Source organism: Conexibacter sp. DBS9H8 (assembly GCF_023330685.1).
Lineage (GTDB): Bacteria > Actinomycetota > Thermoleophilia > Solirubrobacterales > Solirubrobacteraceae > Palsa-465.
Window position 1 is genome coordinate 132,033 of the sequence record NZ_CP097128.1, and the last position, 12,905, is coordinate 144,937.

General features: G+C 70.0%; 13 protein-coding genes and 1 tRNA gene. 6 read left to right on the forward strand and 8 right to left on the reverse strand.

What is annotated here, in order from left to right; all coding sequences use genetic code 11:
- The first annotated feature begins 138 nt into the window (after positions 1–138).
- The 3 genes from M3M55_RS00625 to M3M55_RS00635 all read left to right on the forward strand — a co-directional run bounded on the left by M3M55_RS00625 (position 139) and on the right by M3M55_RS00635 (position 2,352).
- A complete protein-coding gene (locus tag M3M55_RS00625; protein ID WP_249010890.1) occupies positions 139–417 on the forward strand; it encodes a hypothetical protein in 279 nt (92 codons plus the stop codon).
- Complete coding sequence (locus tag M3M55_RS00630; protein ID WP_249010891.1) at positions 404–682, forward strand: hypothetical protein; 279 nt, start codon at positions 404–406, stop codon at positions 680–682. Before M3M55_RS00625 ends, M3M55_RS00630 begins: the two co-directional genes overlap by 14 nt.
- A gap of 356 nt (positions 683–1,038) precedes the next feature.
- Positions 1,039–2,352 carry an IS110 family transposase gene (locus M3M55_RS00635; protein WP_249010892.1) on the forward strand — a complete coding sequence of 438 codons (1,314 nt, stop codon included), beginning with the start codon at positions 1,039–1,041 and terminating at the stop codon, positions 2,350–2,352.
- Positions 2,353–2,549: 197 nt separating this feature from the next.
- Here the strand turns inward: M3M55_RS00635 and M3M55_RS00640 are convergent, their stop codons facing one another.
- The 7 genes from M3M55_RS00640 to M3M55_RS00670 form a co-directional block, all read right to left on the reverse strand.
- Positions 2,550–3,005, reverse strand: coding sequence for an HIT family protein (locus M3M55_RS00640; RefSeq protein WP_249010893.1), 456 nt, complete (start codon positions 3,003–3,005; stop codon positions 2,550–2,552).
- Positions 3,006–3,438: 433 nt separating this feature from the next.
- Positions 3,439–3,512: transfer RNA gene (locus M3M55_RS00645), tRNA-Asp, on the reverse strand.
- A gap of 128 nt (positions 3,513–3,640) precedes the next feature.
- Positions 3,641–4,435, reverse strand: coding sequence for a hypothetical protein (locus tag M3M55_RS00650; protein ID WP_249010894.1), 795 nt, complete (start codon positions 4,433–4,435; stop codon positions 3,641–3,643).
- Positions 4,423–5,205 carry a DNA-processing protein DprA gene (locus M3M55_RS00655; RefSeq protein ID WP_249010895.1) on the reverse strand — a complete coding sequence of 261 codons (783 nt, stop codon included), beginning with the start codon at positions 5,203–5,205 and terminating at the stop codon, positions 4,423–4,425. The genes M3M55_RS00650 and M3M55_RS00655 overlap by 13 nt, the downstream gene beginning before the upstream one ends.
- Positions 5,206–5,270: 65 nt before the next feature.
- Positions 5,271–5,585: a twin-arginine translocase TatA/TatE family subunit gene (locus M3M55_RS00660; protein WP_249010896.1), complete on the reverse strand. Its 315-nt coding sequence runs from the start codon at positions 5,583–5,585 to the stop codon at positions 5,271–5,273.
- A 212-nt stretch (positions 5,586–5,797) separates the two neighbouring features.
- Positions 5,798–8,140 (reverse strand): hypothetical protein, encoded by a 2,343-nt coding sequence (locus M3M55_RS00665; RefSeq protein WP_249010897.1) that lies wholly within the window; start codon positions 8,138–8,140, stop codon positions 5,798–5,800.
- An 8-nt stretch (positions 8,141–8,148) separates the two neighbouring features.
- A complete protein-coding gene (locus M3M55_RS00670; protein ID WP_249010898.1) occupies positions 8,149–8,721 on the reverse strand; it encodes a hypothetical protein in 573 nt (190 codons plus the stop codon).
- A gap of 1,007 nt (positions 8,722–9,728) precedes the next feature.
- On the opposite strand from M3M55_RS00670, the gene M3M55_RS00675 reads away from it, so the two are divergent.
- The 3 genes from M3M55_RS00675 (at position 9,729) to M3M55_RS00685 (ending at position 12,034) form a co-directional block, all read left to right on the forward strand.
- Complete coding sequence (locus M3M55_RS00675) at positions 9,729–10,025, forward strand: helix-turn-helix domain-containing protein (protein ID WP_249010899.1); 297 nt, start codon at positions 9,729–9,731, stop codon at positions 10,023–10,025.
- Between the two features lie 10 nt (positions 10,026–10,035).
- Positions 10,036–10,512: a hypothetical protein gene (locus M3M55_RS00680; RefSeq protein WP_249010900.1), complete on the forward strand. Its 477-nt coding sequence runs from the start codon at positions 10,036–10,038 to the stop codon at positions 10,510–10,512.
- Between the two features lie 391 nt (positions 10,513–10,903).
- Positions 10,904–12,034: an NAD(P)H-dependent glycerol-3-phosphate dehydrogenase gene (locus M3M55_RS00685; protein ID WP_249010901.1), complete on the forward strand. Its 1,131-nt coding sequence runs from the start codon at positions 10,904–10,906 to the stop codon at positions 12,032–12,034.
- Here the strand turns inward: M3M55_RS00685 and M3M55_RS00690 are convergent.
- Complete coding sequence (locus M3M55_RS00690; RefSeq protein WP_249010902.1) at positions 12,024–12,884, reverse strand: HAD hydrolase family protein; 861 nt, start codon at positions 12,882–12,884, stop codon at positions 12,024–12,026. The two genes, M3M55_RS00685 and M3M55_RS00690, sit on opposite strands and share 11 nt — an antisense overlap.
- Positions 12,885–12,905 lie beyond the last annotated feature (21 nt).

Below are 12,905 nucleotides of genomic sequence, written 5' to 3' on the forward strand. Positions count from 1 at the left end.
TCCACCCAGTTGGGTCCAGTCAACACCGGGCGGTCCTGCTTTCGTTCGGCGGCGAGGATCTCGCCCGAGGGCATCGACCGAGCCCTCCTCCGCGCGGACAGCACGAGCGGACGCCTTTTTGTCTGCCATAATTGCTGAGTGGAGATCAGATGGGCTCGATCCGCGACCAAGCACCGCATCAGCCGCACACGAAGCGAGTACGCGATCCGGAACGCCATCGCCGTGATCGACCAGCCTGCGCCGGACGACAGCCCGCACCGAGATGTTCGCGTCGTGTTCCTTGGCCCAGATGCCGACGGGAGGATGCTTGAGGTCATGGCCGTCGAGACCGCCGAGGGGTTCTTGGTGATCCACGCGATGCTGATCCGACGCAAGTACCTCGACTACCTAGAAGGAGCCAGCGATGAGCAAGCGTGAGCCCGACCGCGTGATCGCGGTCAGCAAGCACGGGACGAAGTTCACCGAGAAGATCGCGGATGAATTCGCTGCCGAAGCCGAGCACGGCTATGACCTGTCGCTCGGGCGGCGACGCGGTCGGCCTTCGCTCAACGAGGGTGTCTCGCCGAGGGTGACCTTCAGGATGAGCGCTGAGCTTCAGGAGCGAGCTCGGCGTCGCGCCGAACGCGAGGGCAAGACGCTGAGCGAACTCGCACGCGACGCGCTCGCCCAGTACGTGGAATAGCTCGCTCAGCGAGACCCGCATTCGCGACCGCTGAAGTATCTGACGTCGTATGCCGAGAGACGTGCTTGGCGCGGAAAGCTCGCATCTCGGACGAGCGCTTTTGCCCGCGGGCCGGCGTGGAGTGCGCCACTGCTCATAGGACAAGCTGTGGTTGCCTCGACCGTTGCCGGGAGAGGGCCACGATTGCTTGCCCTGGTCAGAGGGCCCGTCAAAGACCAGCCCGTCCCGACGGTGGTGAGGTGCCGCGAGCGGCAACAGGACGTAGCCCCAAACGTGAGGGCCTTGTCTATGAGCACCCGCAACGGTACCTCCGGGTCGAGGCGCTGTGAAGGCGACTCGACGATGGAGGATGAGAGATGGGATGTCGGTATGCCGGGATCGACTGGGCGACGCAGACACACGACGTGCTCGTTGCTGATGAGACGGGCGAGGAGCTGCTCAGCGCGACCTACGCGCACGATGAGAAGGGTCTGACCTCGCTGTGCAGGACGTTGGTCCGGATGGACGTCGAGCTGGTCGCGATCGAGCGGTCGGACGGGCTGCTGGTCGAGCGGCTGCTCGACGCCGGTCTGCAAGTGTTGGCGTTGCATCCGAACAAGGTCGCGGCCGCGCGGGACCGGTTTCGGGTCTCGGGCGGGAAGTCCGATCGGTTCGACGCGTTCGTGCTGTGCGAGCTTGCTCGCACCGATCATCACCGCTTCCGGGTGCTTGAGCCGGACTCTGATCAGACGAAGGCGATCAGGGCGATGACCCGGGCGCGCGAGGATCTCGTCGCGGCTCGGACCGGGGTGATGAATCAGTTGCGCTCAGAGCTGGACCGGTTCTGGCCCGGACCGCTTCAGCTGTTCTCGCACATGGACGCCGAGATCTTGCTCGCGTTCCTTGAGCGCTACCCCAGCCACGAGGACACCCGCGGTCTCGGGGTCGCGCGGATGCAGGCGTTCTTGGTGCGCGAGCGGTACTCCGGCGGGCAGCGCCCGACCGCGCTGATGGCCAAGCTTCGCTCAGCCCCGCGCGTTCGGATCGGTGAGCTTGAGCTCGCCGCCCGCCGCCAGCTGGTGCTCAGCTACGTGAGTATGATCAGGACGCTCAACGCGCAGATCAAGCAGCTTGAGTCAGAGATCCGCAGCCAGCTCCGAGCACATCCAGACGGGCGCGTGTTCCTCTCGCTGTTCAAATCACCCAACAGCGTGATCACGGCAGCGGAGCTGCTGGCAGAGATCGGCGACTGCCGCGAGCGCTACCCGACCCGTGACGCGCTCGCATGCGACGCCGGCCAAGCCGCGGTCGCCATGGAGTCGGGCAAATGGAGAGGCGCCGGATTCCGCCGCGCGTGCAACAAGCGGCTGCGCGTCGCGTTCTGCCGGCTGGCTGACAGCAGCCGACACTGGCATCCCTGGGCCCAGGACCTCTACGCCCAGGCCCGACAACGCGGCCATGATCACCCGCGCGCGATCCGGACCGTCGGCCGCGCCTGGTGCCGAGTGCTCTGGCAATGCTGGCGCAACCACACCCCCTATGACCCGACCAAGCACCGCGCGCTCCAAAGACACATCACCGTCACCATCCCCGGACCATCAGGCTCACGCGTCGACGTCGCGGCCACCCGCCTGCTCGCGGGACCCGGTCTCTGGCGACCAGACCTCACCACCGCCGCGACGCGCAGCTGACACCGCCCTGCCCCTTCGAAAGAAACGAGGTTGACACAGGACGTCTTCGGCGACGATCGGATAGGTCCGGTCGGTCCGGCTCGCCGACACCCGGATCGGGCATCGCGAGTCTCGAGATTGGCGAACAGCGGGTTCGTCGCCACGGTGCCGGTCGATCCCCGCATTCGTGTTGCCACGGGCATCGTGTTGAACTGTTGTCATTCAGAGGGCGCCGCCGCGCGGATCGCGTCAGCGAGCTCGTCAATGCGCGCGGCGTCACCGCGCGGCCCCTCCGGCCACTCGTCGACTCGTGTCCGCCAGTACTCGCGAGGCGTTCCCGGGTAGCGGGGGATTAGATGGAGATGGAGGTGCTCGACACCGTGGCCGATGATGGCCGCGTAGATGTGCTCGGCGCCCGTGGCACTCCGCAGCGCCGAGCTGGCCGAGGCCGCAAGGCGCCCCAGCGAGCTGGCTTCAGGAGGCGACAGGTCGCCGAGTTCGGCGATGTGCCGGCGGGGCTCGACCATTAAGTAGCCGAGGTACACCGATTCCCGCGGCCCCTGCGGCAGGACCAGGGGTAGATGCGAAACGAGACAGTGCTCGTCGGCGAGGAGCATCCCACCGGGCAGTTCTGCCATCCGCCGGTGCTTCGAGCAGATGAAGCACTCTTCCATTTGACGCAACACCGTAGCTCGGGCCAACCACACGCACCACAGCAATTGACGACGCCGACGATGTCGCGGCGAAGAACGTGAACCGACTGTAGGCGCGGACCACGTCTCCGAGGAGGCGTCACTGCTTGCGTTCCGCGCGGCCTGCCACCGGCGTCGACGGGCCCTCCTTTGCAGGGAAGGCGAGCATCCCGGCTGAGAACGATCGCGCCGGGGCCAGTGCAAGCCATCGTTTTCACCTGGCGATCGCTCCTGCCTCTGGAGAGACGCTGGACTCACCACCGCTTCGGCGACGGGGCGCTCGTCGCTCCCAGCCCCGAGCGTCTGCCGATACGGGCGCCAGTCGGGTCCGCTTAGTACCCGCGAGTGGTACCCACGGGCCACGTCGATCTGGGCGGCTAAACAAAAACTGCCCGCTATGCGGGCAGTTCATGAACGGGAGCGACGGGACTCGAACCCGCGACCTCCGGCGTGACAGGCCGGCGCTCTAACCAACTGAGCTACGCCCCCCGAGCGGGGAGACGTGAGTATAGGAGAGCCCGTGCGATCAACCTTCGCAGCGGAGTCACGTGTCGCGGACCGGCGCAACTCAGAGCCGGACACCGTGTTCTTGGAGGTGGATCGACTCTCTGTTGGCCCTATGCGCTTATCCCGGCCGAGGGCGCCGGCCAGTCAGAGGGCCCCATCGAACGGGAACCCACGGAATGGGTTCCCGTTCGGCTTGCCGGACAGTGCGCGCAGCGATCCGGGCTTCCACCGCTCGCGAGTTCACTCAGCCGGCGGCTGATGCCGCCCCAACTGCCGTTGACGTAGCGGCCGATGACGAGCACCCCGACGCCCGCCGCGCCGGCCGCCAGAAGCGCCGCCGCCGCCGACTGCGCGGTCGCCCCGGTCGTCCAGACGTCGTCGATGAGCAGGACGTTGGCGCGGGCGGGATCTTCGATCACGACAAACCTCCGAGGATCGAAGCGCCGTGGCGCCGCTGACTGGACGCCGGTGCTGAGGAGGTGGCGGTAGCGACCGCCCACCTCCGGCACCCGCTCGGCGACGAGCCGGCGCAGTGGGTGGATCCGATCACGACGCGCGTCTCCGGACGGGACCGCGGCCACGATGTCGAAGCCGGCCACCCCGGCCGCGGTCGCAAGACAGGCCTCGTGGCCCCCGAGGAACCGTGACAGGAGGCCGGCCAGCTCGATGGCCAGGTCGGGGACCGCCGGTTCAGAGGCGCGTTTGTAGTCGGCCAGGCGGCGGTGCAGCCAGCCGCCCCCGGGCGCATAGGCGACGGCCGCCATCACGCTCAACAGTTGGGGATGGGCGCGACAGGCACGACAGCGCCGCTCTCCCGGCACCATGAAGTTGAAGCAGGCCGGACACACGCCCGGGCCCGGACGGGGCGTGATCGTCGCGTCCGGGGCCCCGCTCAGTCCGCCCACTGCAACACGAGGTCGAGCACGGCGCCGGCATCGCTGGCGGTGCGGACCCCGGCCTGCCGGGCCAGGATCCGCCCCCACGGCCTCTCGAGCACGGCCGGAAGCAGCACGACCGGCCTGCCCTGACTGAGGGCGTGGCGTGCCTGAATCCGCGCTCCGCTGTGCTCCCCTGCCTCCACGATCACCGTCATCGCGCTGAGAGCGGACATCAGCGCATTGCGCAACGGAAAGGCGGCCCGACTGGGACCGGTCTCGGGGCTGAAGGCGGAGACGACGACGGTCATGCGCCGCTGCAGGTCGGCGTTCTGGGCCGGATAGGTCCGGTCGATTCCGGTGCCGAGCACCGCGATGCTGCGCCCGCGCGCCGCGAGAGCGGCGCTGTGTGCGGCAGTGTCGATCCCAGCCGCAAGCCCGGACAGCACCGTCACGCCCGCCTCGGCGAGCGCAGTTGCGATCCGACGACTGGCCTCCGTTCCTGACGCCGTCGGGGTGCGCGTGCCGATCACCGCGATCCCAGCGTTGTCGGCACCGATCAAGGCGCCGCGGAGAAAGAGCAGCGCCGGCGCGTCCGGGATCTCCCGAAGGGTTGTCGGGTAGTCCGGGCCGGTCACGGCGACAGCGGTGATCCCCCGGTCGGCCCAGCACCGGCGGGACGCTGCGGCCGCCTCCTGTTCTGCGTCAGCGAGCAGGCCGCTGGCGCGCTCGAGCGCCGCCCGCGGCCCGCCGGCCTGGTGAACCTCAGCCTGCGTCGGTGGCCGACGGGAACGGCCCAACAGCGCGATCAGACAATCGACGTCCGCTGTGGCCGCATCGCCGCTCAGGCGACCGGGACGGTCGCTCAGGCGAGATCGTCGTTGCGGGGAGCCACGGCCGGAGTCGCCTCGGTCGCCGCTCCACTGAGCGACGGCTCGTCCGCGGAGGCGGCCGTCGCCATCACCGGCTCGGGGGTCGGCTCGACCACCGGCAGATGCACGCGGGCCGAGTCGAACAAGTCGTGAGACTCCGAATCGATCCCGGACATCGCGCTGCGGAAGTCGCGAAGGCCCTTGCCGAGCGAGCGACCGACTTCCGGAAGCCGCTTGGGACCAAGGACGAGCAGCGCCACCAACATGATGAAGATGAGGTGGGTCGGCTGAAGGATGTCTCCAAACACAGCTGATAACTGTACTCCCCTGCGCCGGGGAGGGAAACGCGTTGAACGGGAACCCGCTGCCGGGAGGTGTTCGGCGTGAGCCGTGAATGGGAGCTGCCAATGCCGTGGACATGCCCGAAAGAGGTTCCGACGGGTCGGTTTTCCCCCTCCCTCACCTGCATTTACGCTCTGCAGCTCGTCCTGACGGCCGGCCGCCGGTGTCACGGGGCGGGTCACGGGCTGAAGGTCACAGGCACATGCCGGCTGGCGGCGGCGGCGTAGGGGTAGTCGCTCTCGTTCGCGTCGGTGGCGACCCAGAACGGGATCGTCAGGGTGCCGCGCCCCGCGTTGTAGGTCCAGCGGATCCGGAAACGTCCGTGGGCGTCGGTGCGCAGCGCCAGCAGCGGGGAGGCGCGGCGGCTGCCCGGATAGCGGACGAGGAGACGGAGCGCCACTCCGTCGCGCGGCACATAGCCACCGACGAGATGGCCGGTGATCGTCACCCAGCCCGACCAGCTGAGCTGATGCGGGCTGACCTGGACGGCAATCCGGGCCGGCACCCGCAGCGCCCCCTGCCCCGAGGCGGGCAGCACGGTCGCCGAGCCACCAAAGCGAGCCTGCACGATTCGTGAGGGACCAGCCGGCAGAGTCGCGCTCCATTGCCCGTCCGGACCGGTGCGCACGGTCTTCACCTCCCGGAAGGCGTCGGACCCGTTTTCAGGGGCCGTCCAGACGCTGACACTCTGACCGGCAAGAGCAACCCCGGCGGAGCTGAGCAGCATGCCGTAGACGCGCCGGCGGCCGCCGAAGGTCACCCGGGCGTGGGTCAAGGCCGCGATCCTCGGGGTGTGACAGATCTCCCGGCGCGGACGGTTGTACCCCGGTCCGCGGCGGACCGATCGGCAGCGCGCGAGCGGACGCACGACCGTGACGGTACGAAAGTGACCACCGACCCGAATCCGGAGACGCCGGCCGTGACGACGGATCGTCTTCCAGTGCCATCCGACCCGGACGCGCTCACGGACCCGCCGGGCGGCAACGCCACCCCGGATCGGATTGAAGCTGAGCAGTGAGCGCGCGGCCACGCGCAGCGGCAGTTGCACCGTCTCTGAGGCCGTGCCGGTGTTCCCCACCTGGCTCGTCGCTGTCGCCCGGATCACGTATACGCCACGGAGATGCGCGTCCGGAATCGTGGCGACAAGCTGTCCGGAGCTCGTCAGACTCGTCGGCAGGCTCTGCCACTCCGCCCCACCCGCGGGCGCGATCGCGATGCCGCCCCCGGCGACCGCAGACTCACTGTCGCCCGTCTGGACGACGACCTGGTCAGGGTTGGCCGGGTTGGCCGGCTCGAACTGCAGGCTCGGAGCCTGCTCGTCGATCTTCACCGTCTCCGTCGCCGAGCCGACGTTGTGCTGTCCCTGCGGGTTGACGGCGTTGTTCGTCACCGAGCAGGCAATGTGATGGGCACCGTTGCCGTCGACGGTCACCTGATAGTCGCCGCCGGCGCCAGGGTCTGCGGCGAGCGACAGCGGGCTCGTGCTGGCGCCGACCGTATCGCTGCAGGAGACGTCCGCAATGCCGCTCGGTCCGGCGGTCGGCGCCACGGTGACCGTCACCGCGTGGTTGACCGCCCATCCGCCCGGGTTCACGTCGTTCTGAGGGGTGAGGCTGATCGTTGGAGCGACGTTGTCGACCTTGATCGTCGTGGACGCGGAGGTGGTGTTGTTCGCCGCGTCCGTGGCGGAAAGGGCGAGCTGGAGGCTGCCTGACGTGGGAACGAACTGGTCCGTATCGACCGTACCCGGCCAAGTCCAGTCATTGGCACATTGCTGGAATTGTGACGGAGTTGTCCCCTGGGGTGTCGCCCCTTGGAGAACCGTCTGTTTCGTTGGCGATGCCACCTTCGCCGCGAAGCCACAAATTCCGGACGGATCATCGCCGGTCAACTCGACGGGCCAGGGATCATCCGCCGCGTTCCACACCCACCCCCCCTGGTAGAAGAGGTTGTCGGCTCCGACCGCGATGAGGGAGGGGCCGGTGTTCTCGTTCACGGTCAGGGAGACCCCGCCGAGGCCCACCCCGGGCGGGAAGGTCCCCTTCGGCACGGGCGCACACCCCTTGGAGTCGCCACAGACGAGCTGGATCCCGACGTAGCTGCTGTCCATCGGCGCCGAGAACGTCGTGACGCTGCTCGTCCAGGAGGATCCACCTCCGGCCCAGTAGCTGCCGCCACCCCACCCCGGTGAGGTCGTGAACGTGGCGACCGGCGCGAGGAAGTCTGCGTTGGTGATGACGAGCGCGGGGTTCGGCGACTGCACCACCCACAGGCCCCGATCCCCGACCGCCGCACCACCGAGCGGAGCGGTGACACCAACGCCGCTGGAGCCGCAGACGTGGTTGAACCCGGGCACGTTCGCCTGAAACACGGCGAGACCGCAGAGGGCGTTCCCGCTCGCCTGCACCGTGTAGGTCCCGGCCCATGCGGCCGGGGCGACCGCCGCCGGCAGGACAAGCGCCGCGATCAGGGCGCCGAACCTGCCCCGTCGCGATCGCAAGCGGTGTGTCGCCCTCATCATCAGCCGGCCTATGACAGACAGGAGTCCATGACGTCGAAGCCCTGATCCCCGGGCGTGTAACTCCCGTTGATGAGCTGTCCGGCGTAGACGGTGAAGGTGCTGGCCGAGCTTCCATCGAAGGTCCACATCAACGGAGTTCCCGGTCCTGCGGACCCAACCGCAGACACGACCGGTACCTGCTCGGCGTTTGCGCCGGCACAGGCCGGTGCCGTCACGGTCACGCTGAAGACGCCCGGGCTCGTCTCCTGAATGGAGAGCCCCTGGTTGAACGGGCTCGGGACCCCGTTGGTCGCCACCTGCCCGAAGGCGACAACCGCATTCATCCCCGGGACCCCCGGCTGGCCGGGCGCTCCGGCGGCGCCCCGTGGGCCGCGGGAGCCGACACGGTCCCACTCGAGCGGGCGTTGTCCGCGGCCACAGCGGGCACGCACGAGCAGTTCACCGGTTCGGCTCACCACGCAACCGTGGATCGGCCGGCTGACGTTCGCGGCGAAGGCGTAGCCGCCGCCGGCGCCGAGGGCGATCCCGAGCGCGAGATAGGCGACGACGTTCGCTCGCAGATGGGAGATGAGTCTGAGCATGGGGGCCTTTCCTCCTAGTGGCACTGCGGGTCGCAGTTGGAGCCGGCGGTGCCGGCCGTGAGTGGACCGGCCGGAGCCGATGCCGTGACAGAACTGGCGGGGGCCTCGGTGCTGCCGCTCGGGGTATCGGTGCCCGCCCCCGGTGACGGGCTGGTGGCCCCCTCAGCGGAGCTCATCGGCTGGCCAGCTCCGGAACCTGCGGCCTGCCCTCCCGAGGATGGGACGCTGCCGTTTTCCGGACCCACCGGACCCGCGCTCGTCGTCGAACCACCCTGACCAGCACGGTCGGCCGGGCGTGGGTGCCTGCGGACAGAGCGCGAACGGACGATCTGCCGTTTCCCGTTTCGTCCGCTCCCGCGTGCGGCGCCCCCGGAGCGACCCGAGTGCGCCTCTGAGACACCCGCCCAGCGCCCACCGCGAACGGCGCTCAAGGTGAGAGCCGCGACCTCCCGCCGACCCGCGAGGGCCGCTGATTGACTGGCGGGCGCGACGCGGGAGCTGGCTCGTGTGGGCGCCGAGGAAGACATGCCGCCGAAGACCACGAATGCCAGCACGAGGGCGGCCAGCATGGCCCCGAACCACCACACACCGGCCGACGGGCGGCCGGTCCGATCAGGCTGGTGGACGGCCGAGAACGGCTCGGGTCGCGTCGTCGCGAGCACGGGGACAGGCCCAGGCGCCGGCACCTCCGCGGTCGGCTGGACGGCTTGGTGGAGGGCACCGGCCCCCTCACCCCAGAAATCGTCGGCACAGACCACGGCCGCGGAGTCAGGCTCCGGAGCCGGATGCTCCGCCGCCGGGGTACCGATCGGCACCAACTCGTCCACGGAGCCGAACCAGTTCCGGGGGAAACGGATGACGTTATCCGCCCCGGCTGTTCCCGTCTCGTTCTGTTGACCTCCGGCTCCCATTCCCACCTGCCACAGAGCGTTGATCCGATTCCGCCGATCAGCGTACTATGGTTGGCCTCCGTTTGAGTCAATGCGTTTCAATTGGTTGATAGACAGATGACCGGTCCACTGGAGAACGAGGAGTTCCTCACCGTCGCCGAGGTGGCGACGCTGCTGAAGATCAACGAGCAAACGGTGAGAAACTGGATCGACCGCGGTGAGCTGTCCGCGGTCCGGGCCGGCCGGCGTGTGCGGATCCGCCGCTCGGCCCTCGACCAGGTGCTCACCGAGGTGAGCGGGGCCCGTCCGGCGGCGACGGAGCCGGTCCCCGCCGGACCCAGCGGCGACGACTTCTGGGGTGGGATCGCCGTCGGCACGGCGGACCTGCCGGTCGACTCGAACCTGAACCGTTAGGGCGGTGGCGATGTCCTTCCACAGCGACCTCGACCGGGAACGCGCCCAGGTCCTTCACCTGATCAGCCATGCGAGCGCGGGCTGGGCGGAGGCGATGAAGGCCCATCAGCTCGCACCGCCGGACCTCGGGTTCGCCCAGCGGCTCCAGGACCTCTCAGAGGCGGCCGCCGCCGAGCAACTCGCCTGGGAGCAGGCCCACGCCGCCGGCCTGGCCTGGCGCCCCGTACCAGGGGCCGAGAGCGCGCTACCACCTTATGAGCTGCGCCCGGGGACCGGCCGGCGCGGCCCCGGGGAGTTGTGGCTGCACTTTGACGCGGCGGTGATGAACCTCAACCGGGCGATCGCCGGGAACGATGCCGCCGTCGTCGCCGGCGCGTTCTCGACGATGGCGCAGGCCGCGGCCGATCTCGCCGAGGCCGTCAGACGGGAGGACGCGATGACCGAAGCCGCCCAGCAGCGCGCCCGAGCGCGTCGGGAGGTGGCCTGACGGGGATACCGGTATTGGACCTAGAAAGGCGGAGAGCCCGTCACAGTCCCCCGGGAGCTGAGGTCTTGGGCGCCCCCACAGCCGCTGAGGTGCTGGGATGACCGTCACGGCCACAGGAGGTTTGGGACGAACGTCACGGCCACAGGAGGTTTGGGACGAACGTCACGGCCACAGGAGGTTTGGGGTGAACGTCACCAATGCCGGAGGTCTGGGGGAACCGTCACAGCCGCCCGAGCGCTGGGGCGATCGCACGGCCGCCTTGGGGCCTGGGGCGCACCTCACCGTCGCCCTCGGGTCATGAGCATTCGCCGCCGTCCCTGAGCTGCAGGCGGCCACCCAGCGGCAGCGCATCCTGCCCATCTCGTCGCTGAGCAGGTAGTTTGCCGAGGTCATGCCACCCCTGCCCCGTCCGAGCCGCTCGCTGCCCTCCACCCCGCTCAACCGCCGCAGCGCGGTGGTCATCGGCGCGGGCAGCTTCGGGACCGCGGTCGCCGTCCTGCTCGCCCGCGGCGGGTTGCGCACGACCTTGCAGACGCGCACGCCCGAGCAGGCCCAGCGCCTCGCCGAGCACCGGGAGAACCGCGAGTACCTGAAAGGGGTCGACTTCCCCCGGGAGCTGAAGGTCGAGGACATCGAGGAGGGGGTCGCCCGCGCCGACTATGTGTTCCTCGCCGTCCCGTCCGCGCGGCTCGACAGTGCGATCCGACATCTCGAGCCGGCCGGGCTCAAGCCCGACGCGGCCGTGATCTCACTCGCCAAGGGGCTCGTCCCGCCGCTCGGAACCCCGCCGACCGCTCTGCTCAGCCAGCGCTTCGGACCCGCTCGCACGGCATGCGTCGGCGGCCCCGCCCACGCGGCGGAGATGGTGCACGAGGGGGCGGGCCTCGTCGCCGCCTCCACGGATGAGGAGCTCGCCCGGACGCTCGCAAACGCGTTCATCCGCGGCGGGGTCGTCTGTGAGCAGTCCAACGACCCCGTCGGGGTCGAGCTCGCCGGCGCGGCCAAGAACGCCGCCGCGCTCGCCTCCGGCGCGACCGAGGGCCAGGGACTCAACGCCGCCGGGGCCGCCGCCGGGCACATCTTCGCGGAGGTGTGGCGCTGGGCCGACTCCCTCGGCGCCCGGCCCGAGTCGATGATCGGGCTCGCCGGGACCGGCGATCTCGTCGCCACCGCCCTGGCGCCGGAGTCGCGCAACCGGCGGGCCGGGGAACTGCTCGCCGCCGGCGTCCCGGCGACCGCGATCCCCGAGCGGATCGGACAGGCGGTCGAGTCGCTCGAGTCGGTCCCCCTGCTCGCCGCGGCGCTCACCGGGGCGGGTCTCCAGGCTCCGGTGACGACCGCGCTGGCGAACCTGATCGGCGGGGAGTTGCCGCTGGAGGAGTGGATCGCCGTCGTCCGCGCGACGGTGCCGCCGCCGGCGCGCTGGCGCCCGGCCGTCACGCCGGGGTTCTGGAAGCGGCTGCGGGCCAGGATCCGCCGGCTGCTGCGCCGCGGCGCCCGCGACCGTCAGCTCACAGGCTGACGGTCGCGCCACCCCGCTGCTGGGCGAGGGTGCTCAGCACCGCCTCATAGACGGCCGCCCCGTAGCTCTCCTCACACACGCGCACCCGCGGGTGCCGGGCCGCGTCGGCGCCGAGACTCGGATCGCGCTGAGCGCCGTTGGCGACGAGCCAGAACCGGCTGACGACGGCGGCCATCTCCATGTCCTCCCGCGAGTCGCCGACTGCGATGCAGTCCGCCGGCGCGTACCCGCGGTTCTGCATGTGCCGGGCGACCGCCCGGGCCTTGGAGGCGCCAGCGGGCATCAGGTGGTAGGCGTGCACGCGGTCGACCGACAGGCCGAGGACGCTCCCGTCGACGTTGACCCCGTGGGCGGCAAGCACCCCGTTGTCAACGAGGCGCAGATGAGGGTGGCCGGCCCCGGCAAGCAGCGCGTTCGCCTCGGGGACGTCGACCTGGCCGCGCAGCAAATGGGAGACCTCCCGCCCCTCCGACCAGGGCGTGTGGTACTGCAGTGCCCCGGCGTAGCGGTCCAGCAGCAGCTCGGGCGCACCACTCGCCTCGATCTGCTCATAGATCGAGCCGGCCGTCGCGGAGGGCTCGAGCCCGTCGGTGAGCCACTCGAGCTCCGCATCGAGCACCAGCCCGCAGCCGAGCTCGAAGATGTAGGCGCGACCGCCGAGCAGGCGGGCGTCCTCAAAGGCGCTCGCCTGACGCCGGCCGGTGACGACGACGACCTCCACCCCGGCGCGCAGGCATGCCTCGACGGCACGGACCCCGAGCAGGGAGACACCGCCATCGGCGGCCGCCAGCAGCGAGCCGCCCGGGCCGAGCAGGGTGCCGTCGAGGTCGACATACAGGGCGGCCAGCACGGCGCCGACCATACTGAGAAG

Excerpts from the sequence above, each read along its gene's own strand:
- M3M55_RS00630 (WP_249010891.1), top strand. The coding sequence starts at position 404 with ATGAGCAAGCGTGAGCCCGACCGCGTGATCGCGGTCAGCAAGCACGGG.
- M3M55_RS00635 (WP_249010892.1), top strand. The coding sequence starts at position 1,039 with ATGGGATGTCGGTATGCCGGGATCGACTGGGCGACGCAGACACACGAC.
- M3M55_RS00640 (WP_249010893.1), bottom strand. The coding sequence starts at position 3,005 with ATGGAAGAGTGCTTCATCTGCTCGAAGCACCGGCGGATGGCAGAACTG.
- M3M55_RS00665 (WP_249010897.1), bottom strand. The coding sequence starts at position 8,140 with ATGATGAGGGCGACACACCGCTTGCGATCGCGACGGGGCAGGTTCGGC.
- M3M55_RS00670 (WP_249010898.1), bottom strand. The coding sequence starts at position 8,721 with ATGCTCAGACTCATCTCCCATCTGCGAGCGAACGTCGTCGCCTATCTC.
- M3M55_RS00675 (WP_249010899.1), top strand. The coding sequence starts at position 9,729 with ATGACCGGTCCACTGGAGAACGAGGAGTTCCTCACCGTCGCCGAGGTG.
- M3M55_RS00680 (WP_249010900.1), top strand. The coding sequence starts at position 10,036 with ATGTCCTTCCACAGCGACCTCGACCGGGAACGCGCCCAGGTCCTTCAC.
- M3M55_RS00685 (WP_249010901.1), top strand. The coding sequence starts at position 10,904 with ATGCCACCCCTGCCCCGTCCGAGCCGCTCGCTGCCCTCCACCCCGCTC.